The 14882-nt window shown below is 69.7% G+C and carries 13 protein-coding genes; 9 read left to right on the top strand and 4 right to left on the bottom strand.

The window, feature by feature from the left end; all coding sequences use genetic code 11:
* Position 1: 1 nt before the first annotated feature.
* Both ACAM51_RS02245 and ACAM51_RS02240 read right to left on the bottom strand, forming a co-directional pair.
* Positions 2 to 2833 (bottom strand): EAL domain-containing protein, encoded by a 2832-nt coding sequence (locus ACAM51_RS02245; RefSeq protein ID WP_369642619.1) that lies wholly within the window; start codon positions 2831 to 2833, stop codon positions 2 to 4.
* Between the two features lie 260 nt (positions 2834 to 3093).
* On the bottom strand, positions 3094 to 4230 hold the full coding sequence (locus ACAM51_RS02240; protein WP_369642618.1) for an iron-containing alcohol dehydrogenase: 1137 nt from the start codon (positions 4228 to 4230) through the stop codon (positions 3094 to 3096).
* A gap of 59 nt (positions 4231 to 4289) precedes the next feature.
* Between ACAM51_RS02240 and ACAM51_RS02235 the strand changes: the two genes are divergently transcribed.
* The 3 genes from ACAM51_RS02235 (at position 4290) to ACAM51_RS02225 (ending at position 7074) form a co-directional block, all read left to right on the top strand.
* Positions 4290 to 5168 carry a 2-keto-4-pentenoate hydratase gene (locus ACAM51_RS02235; RefSeq protein WP_369642617.1) on the top strand — a complete coding sequence of 293 codons (879 nt, stop codon included), beginning with the start codon at positions 4290 to 4292 and terminating at the stop codon, positions 5166 to 5168.
* A gap of 113 nt (positions 5169 to 5281) precedes the next feature.
* Positions 5282 to 6208: an alpha/beta hydrolase gene (locus ACAM51_RS02230; protein ID WP_369643913.1), complete on the top strand. Its 927-nt coding sequence runs from the start codon at positions 5282 to 5284 to the stop codon at positions 6206 to 6208.
* A gap of 8 nt (positions 6209 to 6216) precedes the next feature.
* Positions 6217 to 7074 carry a YbgC/FadM family acyl-CoA thioesterase gene (locus ACAM51_RS02225; protein ID WP_369642616.1) on the top strand — a complete coding sequence of 286 codons (858 nt, stop codon included), beginning with the start codon at positions 6217 to 6219 and terminating at the stop codon, positions 7072 to 7074.
* A gap of 152 nt (positions 7075 to 7226) precedes the next feature.
* On the opposite strand, the gene ACAM51_RS02220 is transcribed toward ACAM51_RS02225, so the two are convergent.
* Entirely contained in the window at positions 7227 to 8135 is a 909-nt protein-coding gene (locus tag ACAM51_RS02220) for a folate-binding protein YgfZ (RefSeq protein WP_369642615.1), read from the bottom strand.
* A 9-nt stretch (positions 8136 to 8144) separates the two neighbouring features.
* On the opposite strand from ACAM51_RS02220, the gene mltG reads away from it, so the two are divergent.
* From mltG to ACAM51_RS02190, 6 genes are all read left to right on the top strand, one after another.
* Positions 8145 to 9164 (top strand): endolytic transglycosylase MltG, encoded by a 1020-nt coding sequence (gene mltG, locus ACAM51_RS02215; protein ID WP_369642614.1) that lies wholly within the window; start codon positions 8145 to 8147, stop codon positions 9162 to 9164.
* A 74-nt stretch (positions 9165 to 9238) separates the two neighbouring features.
* Complete coding sequence (gene tmk, locus ACAM51_RS02210) at positions 9239 to 9916, top strand: dTMP kinase (RefSeq protein WP_218294802.1); 678 nt, start codon at positions 9239 to 9241, stop codon at positions 9914 to 9916.
* A complete protein-coding gene (locus ACAM51_RS02205; protein ID WP_369642613.1) occupies positions 9913 to 10935 on the top strand; it encodes a DNA polymerase III subunit delta' in 1023 nt (340 codons plus the stop codon). Before tmk ends, ACAM51_RS02205 begins: the two co-directional genes overlap by 4 nt.
* A 17-nt stretch (positions 10936 to 10952) precedes the next feature.
* Entirely contained in the window at positions 10953 to 11312 is a 360-nt protein-coding gene (locus ACAM51_RS02200) for a PilZ domain-containing protein (RefSeq protein ID WP_015013859.1), read from the top strand.
* Between the two features lie 153 nt (positions 11313 to 11465).
* Positions 11466 to 12272, top strand: coding sequence for a TatD family hydrolase (locus ACAM51_RS02195; RefSeq protein WP_218341126.1), 807 nt, complete (start codon positions 11466 to 11468; stop codon positions 12270 to 12272).
* Entirely contained in the window at positions 12269 to 12943 is a 675-nt protein-coding gene (locus ACAM51_RS02190) for an ankyrin repeat domain-containing protein (protein ID WP_218294805.1), read from the top strand. The genes ACAM51_RS02195 and ACAM51_RS02190 overlap by 4 nt, the downstream gene beginning before the upstream one ends.
* 38 nt (positions 12944 to 12981) lie before the next feature.
* Here the strand turns inward: ACAM51_RS02190 and msbA are convergent, their stop codons facing one another.
* The gene (msbA, locus tag ACAM51_RS02185) at positions 12982 to 14793 is read right to left on the bottom strand and encodes a lipid A export permease/ATP-binding protein MsbA (RefSeq protein WP_369642612.1); all 1812 of its coding nucleotides are present in this window, start codon (positions 14791 to 14793) and stop codon (positions 12982 to 12984) included.
* Positions 14794 to 14882: the final 89 nt, after the last annotated feature.

Genomic DNA, 14882 nt, shown 5'->3' with positions numbered 1-14882 from the left:
CTCAGGTCGCTGCAGGCCGCCGTGCCGCATCCTGCACGGCCCGGGCCGCGTGGCGGGCCGTGTGTTGCCGTGCCCAGGTCAGTACCTCGTGCGCGGGCATGGGCCGGGCGATGCCAAAGCCCTGGGTACGCTCGCAGCCCAGCTCCAGCAGCCGTGCGGCCTGCTCGGCGGTCTCCACCCCTTCCGCGACCACGTGCCGCTGAAAGGCCGTGGCGAGCGCGACGATGGCTCCCACGAGCGTGAGGTCGTCACCGTCTTCCAGGATGCCGCGCACGAACGACTGGTCGATCTTGATGGTTTCGGCGGGCAGGCGCTTCAGGTAAGACAGCGAGGAGAAGCCGGTGCCGAAGTCGTCCAGCGCAAAACGCACGCCCAGCGCCTGGCAGCTTTGCATCATGTGGCGCATGTACTGCATGTCTTGCAGGGCCGCAGATTCGAGGATTTCCAGCTCGAGGCGGGTGGGCGACACCTCGGGGCAGGTGTGCAGGATGTCCTTGAGCCGCTCGACGAAGTTGGGCCGGTGGAAGTGCGGCGCGGAGATGTTCACGCTCACCTCCCACTGCATGCCGGCATCGGTCCATTGCCGCATCTGCGCCAGGGCCTGGCGCAGCACCCATTCGCCCAGTTCCACCTCCAGCTCTGCGTCCTCGATCAGCGGCAGCACATGCTGCGGGCCCAGCAGGCCGTGGTCGGGATGCTGCCAGCGCAGCAGGGCCTCCAGCCCCAGGATTTCGCCGGTGCGCAGGTTCACCTTGGGCTGGTAGTGCAGCACCAGCTCGCCCGCGTGCAGCGCCTGGGCCACGCGGGTCTGGCGGGTGTGCTGCGTTTGCACGGCGTGGTCCAGCTGCACGTCGAACACATGCATCTGGTTGCGGCCGAAGCCCTTGGCCTGGCACATGGCCTGGTCGGCGTGGCGCAGCAGGGTGTCGGGGTTGGCGTCGTCTTGCGGAAACACGGCCACGCCCACACTCACGGTGGTGTGCAACACGCGGTCGTCGATGGCGTAGGGGGCGGCCAGCTGCTGCATGAGCACGTCCACACGCGCCTCGATGGCGGGTACGTCGGGCAGCTCGCCCAGCAGCAGCACGAACTCGTCGCCCCCCATGCGCGCCACCGCGTCCTGGGGCGTGATGAACGCGCCCAGGCGCCGCGCGGTTTCCTTGAGCAGCCGGTCGCCCACGCGGTTGCCGTGGGTGTCGTTCACGGCCTGGAAATGGTCCAGGTCGAGCATGCACACGGCCAGCAGCAGGCCCTTCTGCCGGGCGACGAAGATCGCGTGCGTGAGGCGCTCGGCCAGCGCCGTCCGGTTGTACAGGCCTGTGAGCGCATCGTGGCGGGCATGCCACGAGATCTGGTGGCGCAGGTTGCGCGTCTCGGTCACGTCGCGGAACACCAGCACGCAGCCCACGGCCGTGCCGTCGCCCTTGCGGATCGCCGACGCGGTGTACTCGATGGCGTAGCGCTCGCCGGAGCGGTGGATCAGCACCTCGTGCGCGACCTGGTGGAGGGCGCCCGGCACGGTCTCGCGCTCCGCGGCCGAGCTGGCATTGCGGCTCGCGAGCTCCTTGTACAGCCGGAACACGTCGTCCAGCTGACGGCCCAGGGCCTGGTCCGCCGTGAAGCCGGTCATGAGCTGCGCGGCTTCGTTGATGGTCTCGATGCAGCCGGCCAGGTCGGTGGTGATCACGCCGTCGCCGATGGAGGCGAGCGTGACCTCGGCACGCTCCTTCTCGGCGCGCAGGGCCTCCTGCGCGCGCTTGCGTTCGGTCACGTCGACCAGCGTGCCGATGGTGCCGGCCAGTGTGCCCCGGGTGGTGGTGAACGGGGCTTCGTAGTAGGCCATGTCCCGGGGCGGCTGGTGGTTGGCGGGGTGGATGCGGATCTCGTTGTCCTGCGCCTGCGCGATCTGCGCGGAGCGCGCGGGCGCCAGCTCTTCGGGGTACGCCGGGGGGGATGCGGGGGCCGTGCCCGCGCTGGCGGGCGTGTGAAAGAGCCGTTGCCAGGCCCGGTTGACTTCCAGGTAGGCGCCATTGGCGTCCCGCACGAAGACGGGCAGGGGCAGCGCGTCGATCAGCTGGCGCGTGAAATGCAGCTGCTCGCTTTGCAGGTGCTGGGTTTCGCGCAGCGACAGCACGAGCGACTGGACCTTGCCGGCCATGTCGTTGAAGGTGGCCGCCATGGCGCGTGATTCGAGCGTGCCGGTCACTTCCATGCGCGTGTCCAGATGGCCGTGGCGGAACGCGTCCGTGGCTTCGGCCAGCCGCCGCAGCATGCGCGCATTGGCCCGCAGCAGCAGCGTGAGCAGGAACAGGATCGTGAAGATATTGAGCGCCGAGATGCGCAGCTGCACCACGACGGTGCTCCAGATCTGGCCCACGAGGGGCGCGGATTGCAGCGTCACCGTCAGCCGCCCCGTCTGGCCTCCGGGCACGGCCTGCCCGAACTGCTGCGTGGGCGGCGCGATGTGCACCCACTCTGAGAACCATCCCGGGGCCGATGCGCGCAGGGGCGGCGCCTGGACATCGATGACGGGTCCGCCGCCCACCTGCCATTTCACCGACTGGACGCCCGGCCCGAAGCGGGCGACCCCTTCATGCAAAAGCGTGGCCTGGGCTTCGTGCTCCGAAGCGGGCAGGGCAGCCACCCCGGGCAGCAGCGCATCGCCCGCCCGGCGCAGCTCGGTGGCGGCATGGCGGCGGACTTCGTCGGTTTCCGCGGCCACCAGGTAGTGGTAGCGCACGGCGCTGACCAGCAGGATGATCAGGACAATCGGAACGTACAGCCGGGGATAGGTGCCCCGCAGGAGCCAGGTACTGAGATTTCCGGTGCGCATCGGTCGTGGCCCTCCCCCCAAAACCCCAGGGTAATGAATTGTTAATTAATTGTTGATCGACCGGAGTCTAGCGTGTGGGCAGGGGGTGTGCGGCACCCAGGGTAGCGCAATCCCGCCGGGCTTCGCCAGGGGGAAGGCTGGGGGTGCGTTGCGGGCGCGCGGGCACGGCGAAGGAGGGCCGCCGCCCGCTGGCCGCGCGCCGCGCCAGAGGGGCAGGCGGGGCGGGGGGCTGGCGAAAGCCGGGGGGACGGGAGCGGGCCCTACAGCGACTGGCTCAGGATCTCGCGGTACTGCTCGGGCGTGGCGATGCGGGGGTTGGTCTTGTGGCAGTGGTCGGCCAGCGCGCCCCTGATGATGTCGTCGAACATGCCTTCGGTCACGCCCATGGCGGCAAGGCCCGTGGGCAGGCCCAGGCGGGCGTTCATGTCGCGGATGGCCTCGGGGATGTCGCCCGCCGCGCCCAGCCCCATGGCGTGGGCCATGCGCTCCAGGCGTTTTTCGTTGCGCACCGATTCGGCCCCGGCATTGAACCGGACCACGGCGGGCAGGAACATGGCGTTGAGCGTGCCATGGTGCAGGCGCGGGTTCACGCCGCCCAGGCTGTGGCTGAGCGAGTGCACGGCGCCCAGTCCCTTCTGGAAGGCCATGGCGCCCTGCATGCTCGCGCTCATCATGTGCAGGCGCGCCTCGCGGTCGCTGCCGTTGCGCGTGGCCGGCTCGATGTGGGCCCAGCCACGCGTGAGGCCGTCCAGGGCAATGCCGTCGGCCGGCGGGTTGAAGGCGGCCGACATGAAGGTTTCCATGCAGTGGGCGATCGCGTCCATGCCCGTGGCGGCGGTCAGCATGGGCGGCAGGCCCAGCGTGAGCTCGGGGTCGCAGATGGCGGTCTTGGGCACCAGGTTCCACGAGTGGAAGCCGAGCTTGCGGTGGTCGTCCACGATGATGATGGCGCCGCGCGCCACCTCGCTGCCGGTGCCGCTGGTGGTGGGCACCGCGATCAGCGGCGCGGCGCGCTCGGTGATGCGGGGCGAGCCGCCTTCGATGGTGGCGTAGTGCGTGAGCGGCCCGTCGTGCGTGGCGGCGATCGCGATGCCCTTGGCGCAGTCGATGGCCGAGCCGCCGCCCACGGCGATCAGGCCGTCGCAGCCCTCGGCCTGGTAGATCGCCACGGCGGCGCGCACGGCGGCCTCAGTGGGGTTGGAGGGCGTCTGGTCGAACACCGCCACGGTCATGCCAGGCAGGGCGTCCAGCGCCTTTTGCAGGACACCAGCGGCCTTCACGCCGGAGTCCGTCACGAGCAGGGGGCGTGTGATGCCGACGCGCTCGCATTCCTGCCGCAGCAGCTTGACCGCGCCGAACTCGAACTGGATCTGGGTGACGTAGTAGATGAAAGCCATGGTGAAGGTGGAAGTTACGTTTACGATTGCTGCAAAGACTCTACAACCCGGAGGCACCGATGACCACGAAGCAAACCCTCATTCCGCTCGCACTGGCCGGTGCATTCGTCGCGTTTGCGACATCCGCGCAGGCCGGCTGCCTGACCGATGCCCAGGCCGCCGAGCTGGTGGCCCACTACACCGCGAAGACCCCGGCCGCCAACCCCGAGGACCTGTCGGACGCCGATGGCGCCTGCACCCGCGCCAAGGTCAACCAGTTGCTGGCGCAGCGTCTGGGCAAGGTCGTGGGCTACAAGGCCGGCCTTACCAATCCCGCGGTGCAAAAGCGCTTCAACACCGACAAGCCCGTGTGGGGCAAGCTCTATGAAGGCATGGTCCTGCCCAGTGGCGCCACCGTGGACGCGGCCTTCGGCGCCCGGCCGCTGTACGAAGCCGACATGCTGGTGCGGGTGAAGAGCACCGCCATCAACCATGCCAGGACGCCGATGGAGGTGCTGGAAGCAGTGGACCAGGTCATCCCTTTCATCGAACTGCCAGACCTCATGGTGCAGGCGCCGCCCAAGCTCAATGGCGCCGGCGTGACGGCCATCAACGTGGGTGCGCGGCTGGGCGTGGCGGGCGCGCCGCTGCCCGTGCCGGCCTACCGGGCCGAGCGCTTCGCGATGCTGCAGGCCCTGGCCGACATGAATGTGTCGCTGGCCGACGGCGCGGGTGCGCGCCTGGGCGGCGGCAAGGGCAGCGACATCCTGGACCATCCCCTCAATGCCGTGGTGTGGCTCGCGGGCGCCCTCGCGCAGGAGGGGCTGGCGATGCAGCCGGGCGACCTGATCAGCCTGGGTTCGTTCTCGCCGCTGCTGCCGCCCAAGGCGGGCCTGGCGGTGACAGCGACCTACGACGGCCTGCCGGGCGCCGCGCCCGTGCGCGTGACCTTCAAGTAACAACAAACAAACAAACGACCCGCGGGCTGCCTGCCTGCGCGGGCTTCCTCCTGTTGCCGAGATCCTGACCGTTGGCCGACCTGCACATCCACCACACCCGCCTGACCCCCCAGATGCGCAGCGTGCTTGAGCGCATGGCGCGCGCGGGGCACCCCCCGCTGCACACCCGCTCGCCCCAGGACGCACGCACGGCCTACCAGGCGGGCGCCGATGTGCTGGAGGTGCCCAAGGCGGCCCTGGCGCGGGTGGAGGACCTGCACGTCCCCGCGCGCGACGGCCATGCGCTGCCCGCGCGGCTGTACGCACCGACCACGGAGGCGGGCCTGCCGGTGCTGCTGTACACCCACGGCGGCGGCTTCACCATCGGCAACATCGCCACGCACGACATCCTGTGCCGCGAGCTGGCGCGCCTGGGCCGCTGCATGGTGGTGTCGCTCGACTACCGTCTCGCGCCCGAGCACCGTTTTCCCACCGCGAGCAACGATGCCTGGGATGCGCTTGCATGGCTTGCTGCCCACGCCCGCGAACTGGGCGCCGACCCGGCGCGCATGGCCGTGGGCGGAGACAGCGCGGGCGGAACACTGGCCGCCGTGAACGCCATCCTGGCGCGCGACGCGGGCCTGCCGCTGGCACTGCAGCTGCTGTTCTACCCGGGCTGCGCGGCCCACCAGGACACGCCCTCGCATGCCACGTTCGCGCGCGGCCTGGTGCTGGAAGAGCCTGCCATCAGCTGGTTCTTTGGCAACTATGTGCGCAGCCGCGCCGAGCGCGAGGACTGGCGCTTCGCCCCGCTGCACGCCCCCGACGTGGACGGCGTGGCCCCCGCCTGGATCGGCCTGGCCGAATGCGACCCGCTGGTGGACGAGGGCGTGGACTATGCGGACAAGCTGCGGCTCGCGGGCGTGCCCGTGGATCTGGAGATCTACCGCGGGGTGACCCATGAATTCATCAAGATGGGCCGTGCCATTCCCGAGGCGCGCAGCGCCCATGCCGACGCGGCCCGGGCGCTGCGCCAGGCGTTCTTTCAAACCACGGAGTGAATCTATCCATGCAACGCAGTGACTTCCGCTGTTTTCACCGCCTGCGCGTGCGCTGGGCCGAGGTGGACATGCAAAAAATCGTGTTCAACGCACACTACCTCATGTACATCGACACGGCGATGTCCGACTACTGGCGGGCGCTGGCGCTGCCGTATGAAGCGGGCATGCTGGCCCTGGACGGCGAGATGTACGTGAAGAAGGCCACGCTGGAATACCATGCGTCGGCGCGTCTGGACGACACGCTGGACGTGGGCCTGCGCTGCGCCAGGGTGGGCAATTCGTCCAGCCTGTTCCAGGCGGGCATCTTCAGCGGCGACCAGCTGCTCGTCTCGGGCGAGCTGGTCTATGTGTTCGCCGACCCGGCCACGCAGACTTCGCGCCCGGTGCCTGACAGCCTGCGCTCCATCTTCGAGGGCTTCGAGGCCGGCGCCGCGATGGCCGAGGTCAAGACCGGCGACTGGAACACGCTGGGCCGCGATGCCGGGCGCCTGCGCACCGCGGTCTTCGTGCGCGAGCAGGGCATTCCCGCGGACATCGAGGCCGATGCCCTGGACGCCAGCGCGCGCCACGCCGTGCTCTACAACCGCCTGGGCATGCCCGTGGCCACGGGGCGGCTGCTGCAGGAGGCGGCCGGCGTGGGCCGCATCGGGCGCATGGCGGTGGACCGCTCCGTGCGCGGCGCGCAGTGGGGCCAGCAATTGCTGGAAGCCTTGGTGGCCGCCGCGCGGGCCCGTGGCGACGGCGAGGTGCGCCTGCACGCCCAGCGCAGCGCGGAAGGCTTCTACCGCCGCGCGGGGTTCGCCGTGGTGGGCGAGCCCTGGGAAGAGGCGGGCATCGCCCACATCGCCATGTCGCGGCGCTGGTAGATTTTGCTATCAAAAAGAAAGCGCCTCGCGCTCTCCTGCAAACGGCCCTGGGGGGATTCGTATCTGGATCCGCCCCGCATCAAGCGCGGGATGCTCCTGAATGCATAGCGGCGTGGCCTGATCCCGCAGCGGCCCGGTCCTGCCCGCGGGCGTCAGATGTCCGCGAGCAGCTCGTACGGCAGGGGCGCCAGCGCCAGCGGCACGCCCTGCACGTTGCCCACCTGCAGGGCACCACCCTGCGCGGCGGCGATCTGCAGCGACACGAGGGCGTCGGTGCCGCCACCGGGTGCCGGGGCGGCCTGCACGACGGTGCCGCAAGGCTGTTCCAGGTCCGGCACGGCGAACACTTCGGCCCCCACCGCCACATCGGCCGGGGCGTGGGCAATGTAGGTGCGGCGCTTGAGCGTGCCCCGGAACTGGCTGCGCGCCACCACCTCCTGCCCGGGGTAGCAGCCCTTCTTGAAGTTCACGCCGCCCACGGACTCGTAGTTGAGCATCTGGGGCACGAAGGCCTCGACAACCGGGGTGGTCAGCGTTGCCACGCCGCTGCGCACTTCGCTCCAGAGCCACAGGGCGGGTTCCATCGCGGGACCGGCGGGCGCGGGTTCTGCCGCGGGGGCCACCCAGAGCGCGCGCGGCCGGCCGTCGGCGGGATACAGGTGGACCACCGAGGCGGCACCCACGTCGGCCTTGGTCCAGGCGGGCTGGCCGCCGCCGGGCACCACATCGCCCGCCAGGCCGTACAGGGCGAAGTCGGCGGTGGCGTCGGTCAGCCTGGCCTTGGAGCGCAGCACGAACATCGACAGGCGCTTGAGCGTGGGCGGCAGCAGGTCGCGGCTGCAGACCAGCAGGATCTCGCTGGCGCTGCGCTTGAAGCCGATGAAGGTGGCCTGCATGCGGCCCTTGGCGGACAGGAACGCTGCCAGGCGGGCCTGGTCCATGCCCAGCAGGGCGAAATCCTGGGTGAGCTGGCCGTGCAGGAACTTGGCGGCGTCTTCGCCTTCCACGCGAATCACGCCCAGGTGGGACAGGGGGGCTATGCCGTTCAAGGGGGTAGTCATCGCTGAATTATGATGCCCGGTTCTACACACACATTCATCAGGGTTGTGCGACGTCTATTGGCTTTGATTGCGTTGGTTCTGATCGCCTCGGGCGGTGCGGCCTTCTGGTGGCTGCACCAGCCGTTGGTGACGGGCAGCGAACCCCTGGAGCTGGCCATCGAGCCCGGCACCACGCCGCGGGGCATTGCGCGCGACGTGGCGGCGGCAGGGGCGCGGGTCGATGCGCGCATGCTCTACGCATGGTTCCGCTTCTCGGGCCAGGACCGCGCCATCAAGGCCGGCAACTATGAAATCCCGCCCGGAACCACCCCGCGGGCCCTGCTGCAGAAACTGGTGCGCGGCGAGGAAACCCTGCGCGCGCTGACCCTGGTGGAGGGCTGGAACTGGCGCCAGGTGCGCCAGGCCCTCGCCAGGGAAGACCAGCTCAAGCCCGACGCGGCGAACCTGAGCGACGAGGCGCTGATGGCCCAGCTGGGCCGCCCGGGCGTGCCTCCCGAGGGGCGGTTCTTTCCGGACACCTACGCCTATGCCAAGGGCTCCAGCGACATCGCCCTGCTGCGCCGGGCGCTGCACGCCATGGACCGCCGCCTGGAGGCCGCCTGGGCCCAGCGCGCGGCCGACACGCCGCTCAAGTCGGCCGATGAAGCATTGATACTGGCCAGCATCGTCGAGAAGGAAACCGGCCGTCCGGGCGACCGCGCCCAGATTGCCGGGGTTTTTGCCAACCGCCTGCGCGCCGGGATGCTGCTGCAGACCGACCCCACCGTCATCTACGGCCTGGGCGAGCGGTTCGACGGCAACCTGCGCCGGCGCGATTTGCTGGCCGACACGCCGTGGAACACCTACACCCGGGCCGGCCTGCCTCCCACGCCCATCGCCATGCCCGGCAAGGCCGCCCTGCTCGCGGCGGTGCAGCCCGAGCCCACGCGTGCGCTGTACTTCGTGGCCAAGGGCGACGGCACCAGCCATTTCAGTGCCTCGCTGGAAGAGCACAACCGTGCGGTCAACCGCTACCAGCGCGGCCAGTAGCGCATGCGGCCTGGTGCGCGGGCGGCCGCGGCGCCCCGAGCCATGCGCCCCTGCAGATTCAACCCAAGGCTTTCATGTCACGACCCGGTCTTTTCATCACCTTTGAAGGCATCGACGGCGCGGGCAAGTCCTCGCACATCGAGGGCCTGGCGGCGGCTTTCCGTGCGCAGGGCCGCGCGGTCACCGTGAGCCGCGAGCCCGGTGGCACGCCGCTGGCCGAAAAACTGCGCGAGATGGTCCTCAACGACCCGATGGACCCGCTCACCGAATCGCTGCTCATCTTCGCCGCGCGCCGGGACCACCTGCGCAATGTGATCGAGCCCGCCCTCGCGCGTGGCGACGTGGTGCTGTGCGACCGTTTCACCGATGCCACCTTCGCCTACCAGGGGGCCGGCCGGGGCTTCGATCTTGGCGTGCTATCGATATTGGAGCGGCTTGCGCAGACGGGTCTTTCGCCAGAGGCCGATCTGATGCGTGAGCCCGATCTGACCGTGTGGTTCGACCTGGCGCCGGAAGTGGCTGCCCAGCGCCTGGCCGGCGCCCGCGTGCCCGACCGTTTCGAGGCCCAGCCCGCCGAGTTCTTCCGCCGGGTGGCCCAGGGCTATGCCGACCGCGCGGCCGCCGCACCCCAGCGGTTTGCACGGCTGGACGCCGCGCAGGACCGCCACCGCGTGTGGCAGCAGCTCACCAGCGTCTTTGTGCGCAAGGGCTGGCTGGCCATCATGGTGGCCACCCAGGGAGGGGCGGCATGAGCGAGCCCGCCAACGCCCCTGCGACGGCCCTCGCGCCCTGGATCGCGGCACAGCGTGCCAGCCTGCTGGCCCAGCGCGGGCATGCCTGGCTGCTGCAGGGCCCGTCGGGCATGGGCCAGTACGCGCTGGGCATGGAGCTGGTGCGCGCCTGGCTGTGCGATGCACCGACCGCGCAGGGTGCCTGCGGCCAGTGCGGCAGCTGCCATGCGGTCAACGTGCGCACGCATGCCGACCTGTGCGTGCTGATGCCCGAGGTGCAGATGATGGCGCTGGGCTGGCCCCTGTCGGAGAAGGCCCAGGCGGACATCGACGACAAGAAGCGCAAGCCCAGCCGCGAGATCCGCGTGGAAGCGATGCGCGACGCGGTGGAGTTCTCGCAGCGCACATCGGCCCGTGGCCGGGGCAAGGCCGTGCTGGTGTATCCCGCCGAGCAGATGAACCACATCACGGCCAATGCCTTGCTCAAGACCCTGGAGGAGCCGCCGGGGGATGTGCGCTTCGTCCTGGCCAGCGAGGCCGCGCACCAGTTGCTGCCCACCATCCGCAGCCGCTGCCTGGGCCACACGATGGTCTGGCCCGCCGAGGACCAGATGCTGCAGTGGCTGCAAGGGCAGGGCGTTGCCGGCGCCGCCGCGACGGCGTTCCTGCGCGCCGCCGGCGGGCGGCCCGACGATGCGCTGGCGCTGGCCCAGTCGGGGCGCAGCCCGCAGGCCTGGTCCGCGCTGCCCCAGGCCGTCGCCAAGGGGGATGTGACCGTGCTCGGGGACTGGGCGCCTGCGCAGGCCATCGATGCGCTGCAAAAGCTCTGCCATGACCTGCTGGCGGCGAGCGTGGGCGCCGCTCCGCGCTACTTCGCGGCGGCGGACCTCCCGAAGGCGCTGCCGCCGCTGGGCGCGCTGACACGCTGGTCGCGCGCGCTGGCCAAGGCCGCACGCACGGCGGACCATCCTTTCAATGCCGGCCTCATGCTGGAGGCGCTTGTCGCCCAGGCGCGAAACACCCTACACTCCAAGCACTGAGCCGTACCCACCCATCCATGAGCAGTCCATCCACCGCCCCCCGCCCCAGCGTCATGCAGCTGGCCATCAAGGAAAAGGCGGCCCTGTACGCGGCCTACATTCCCTTTTTCGCCGAAGGGGGCATTTTTGTCCCCACCCAGCGGGACTACAAGCTGGGCGATGATGTCTATGTGCTGCTGACGCTGCCGGACGACACGCAGCGCTACCCGGTGGCCGGTCGCGTGGCCTGGGTCACCCCGGCGCGGGCTGCGGGCAACCGCACGCAGGGCGTGGGCATCCAGTTTCCCAAGGACGAGAAGTCGCGCCAGCTCAAGGCCAAGATCGAGGAACTGCTCGGCACGGCGCTGGGGTCCGACCGGCCGACACAGACCATCTGAGCCGGCACCCGCCCACCGTGCCGACCCGTGCCAGGCGGGTCGGCATTTTTGTTTGCTGGCTGCGGCGGGCGGGCGGGGCTGCCGCCCACCCCGGAGGCTGCGATGGCCACCGGTGGCCCGCGTGGTGCGCAAACACGATTATTTTGAAACCGCATGTTCACTGATTCGCACTGTCATCTCAATTTTCCCGAACTGGCGAGCCAGCTGCCCGCCATCCGCCAGGCCATGGCCGACGCGCGGGTGGACCGGGCCTTGTGCATCTGCACCACCCTGGAAGAGTTCGAGGGCGTGCATGCCCTGGCCATGGCGCACGACAACTTCTGGAGCACGGTGGGCGTGCACCCGGACAACGAAGGCATCGCCGAGCCCACGGTGCAGGACCTGCTGGAGCGCGCCGCCTTGCCGCGCGTGGTGGCCATTGGCGAGACGGGGCTCGACTACTACGGCATGGAGGACCGCAAGGGAGGGCGCAGCATCGCCGACCTGGAGTGGCAGCGCGAGCGCTTTCGCAACCACATCCGCGCGGCGCGGGCGTGCGGCAAGCCGCTGGTCATCCACACCCGCAGCGCGTCGGACGACACGCTCTCCATCTTGCGCGAGGAGGGGGAGGACGGCCCCGGCAACCGCGCGGGCGGCGTGTTCCACTGCTTCACCGAATCGATGCAGGTGGCGCGCGCGGCGCTCGATCTGGGCTACTACATCTCCTTTTCGGGCATCGTCACATTCAAGAGCGCCCAGGAACTGCGCGACGTGGTGGCCTTCGTGCCGCTGGACCGCACCCTGATCGAAACCGACAGCCCCTACCTCGCGCCCGTGCCGTACCGTGGCAAGACCAACAACCCGTCGTATGTACCCTACGTGGCCAGGCAGGTGGCCGAAACCAAGGGGCTGGCGCTCGAGGCGGTGGCCGAGGCCACGAGCCGCAACTTCGACGCCTTGTTCAAGGGAGTGACCGAATGATCCACCATCGCCGCAACGTGTTGGCGACCCTGGCGCTGGGGCTGGCTGCTCCCGCTATCTGGGCAGGAGCCTACGAGGATTTTTTTGTCGCCATCCTGCGCGATGACGGTGGCGCCATCACCGGGCTGCTGCGCAGGGGGTTCGACCCTGATACGCGCGACCCGAAAGGCCAGGTGGGCCTCACCATCGCCTTGCAAAACGGCGCTTCCAAGGCCTTCTTTGCGCTGCTGGCCGCACGGCAGGTGAATGTGGATGCACGGAACGCACAGGACGAGAGCCCCTTGATGATGGCCGCGCTCAAGGGCAACGTGGAGGCCGTGAAGGCGCTTCTTGCACGCGATGCGGATGTGAACAAGACGGGCTGGACGCCCCTGCACTACGCGGCGTCCGCCGGCTCGCCCCAGCATGCGGCGATCATCGCGCTGCTGCTGGAAAACCATGCGTACATCGATGCCGCTTCGCCCAACGGCACGACCCCCCTCATGATGGCGGCGCACTACGGCTCCATCGAGTCCGTGCAGCTTTTGCTGGACGAGGGCGCCGACCCCACGCTCAAGAACCAGCTGGGCCTGACCGCCACGGACTTCGCCATGCGCGTGAGCCGCACCGATTCTGCGGAACGGATTGCCGCTGCCATACGCAAGCGCCAGCCCAACCGGGGCAGGTGGTAGGGCTCGTGCGAGGGCTTCCCGCGCGGGGTGGCGCGGGTTCAGTGGAGTGCGGCGGTTTCGCCCGAGGCCGGCCGCGCCTGCAGGCGCGCGTACAGCCCGCCCCGCGCCATCAGTTCGCCATGGGTTCCTTGCTCGGCAATGCGTCCACGCTCCATGACGATGACCCGGTCCGCATGTTCGATGGTGGACAGGCGGTGGGCAATGACCAGCGTGGTGCGCCCCTGCATCAGGCGCTGGAGGGCGTCCTGCACCAGCCGTTCCGATTCGGTGTCCAGCGCCGAGGTGGCCTCGTCCAGGATCAGGATGGGGGCATCCTTGTACAGCGCCCGGGCAATCGCCAGCCGCTGCCGCTGCCCGCCTGACAATTGGGTGGCGTTGTGGCCCACCACGGTGTGGATGCCCCGTGGAAGCGCCGCCACGTGTTCCGCCAGGTTCGCGGCCGCCAGGCATTCCTGCACGCGCAGGTCGTCCACCTCGCGCCCCAGCGCCACGTTGGCGGCGATGGTGTCGTTGAACATCACCACGTCCTGGCTCACCATCGCGAACTGCGACCGCAGCGATCCCAGGTCCCACTCGGGCAGGGGACGGCCATCCACCAGGATGTCGCCCGACGCGGGCATCACGAACCGTGGCAGCAGGTTGACCAGCGTCGTCTTTCCGGCGCCGGAGGGGCCGACCAGGGCGACGATTTCACCGGGCTCCACGCGCAGGCTGACCTGGTCCAGTGCCGGGGCATGGTCGGGGCCGTACGACACCGTCACCCGGGACAGCTCCAGCGCGCCCCGCACGCGGTCCGTGCGGTACTGGCCGCCTGTTTCGGCGCCGGTGTCGCCCAGCAGCGCGAGTCCCCGTTCAAGGGCCGCCACCCCCCGGGTGATCGGGCTGGCGACATCGGCCAGGCGGCGGATGGGAGCTATGAGCATCAGCATGGCCGTGATGAACGACACGAAGCCGCCCACCGTGACGTCCTTCGCGTCCACCGCGCCACGGCTTTGCCACAGGGCGATGCAGATCACCACGGAGAGCGCCGCGGCGGCCAGCAACTGCGTGAGCGGTGTCATGGCCGCGGACGCAATCGTCGACTTGATGGCCAGGCGGCGCAGGCTCTGGCTCAGCCCGGCGAAGCGCCCGGCCTGGCCGGCCTGCGCGCCGTGCAGCCGCACCATGCGGTGCGCCAGCACGTTTTCCTCCACCACGTAGGCCAGCTCGTCGGTCGCCTGCTGGCTGCTTTTTGTCAGGTGGTAGAGGCGCCGGGAAAGTGTCTTCATGATCCAGGCCACGCCCGGCACCACCACCGCCACGATCAGCGTGAGCTGCCAATTGAGGTACAGCAGGTAGGCCAGCAGCGCCACCAGCGTGAACCCGTCACGCGATACGCCCAGCAGTGCCTGCACGAGCAAGGTTGCGCCGGTCTGCACTTCGTACACCACGGTGTTGGACAAGGTGCTGGCCGACTGCCGCGAGAACAGGCCCATTTCCGCCGCCAGGACCCTGTCGAACAGCGATTGCCGCAGCGTCAGCATGCCCTCGTTGGCTATGCGTGCCAGCGCGTACTGGCCGACGAACTGCGCAACGCCGCGCACGAAGAAAACGCCCAGGATGGCCAGGGGCACCATCCACAGCTGCAGGGTTCCCTGGGTGAAGCCGCGGTCCAGCAAAGGCTGCAGCAGCGCGGGAATCAGGGGCTCGGTCACGGCGCCCACGAGGGTGGCGACAACGGCAAGGCTCCAGGCCATCCGCTGGTTGCCGAAGTAGACCGATAGCCGCTGAAGGCGCGTGGTCAGGCTTGCGGCAGGAGGAGGAGGGGGGGAGGCGGGCGTGGCGCCCGGGCCTGAATCTGTGGCTTGCATGTGGCCCGGATTCTACGGTCGCGGGCTGCCCGGGCCTGCACGCTCCTTTGAGCAGTGCCCATTGATCGGATGCGGGCCGGCGCGGCAGG

Source organism: Acidovorax sp. A79 (assembly GCF_041154505.1).
Classification (GTDB): domain Bacteria; phylum Pseudomonadota; class Gammaproteobacteria; order Burkholderiales; family Burkholderiaceae_C; genus Acidovorax.
This window is presented reverse-complemented; position numbering and strand designations above follow the sequence as displayed.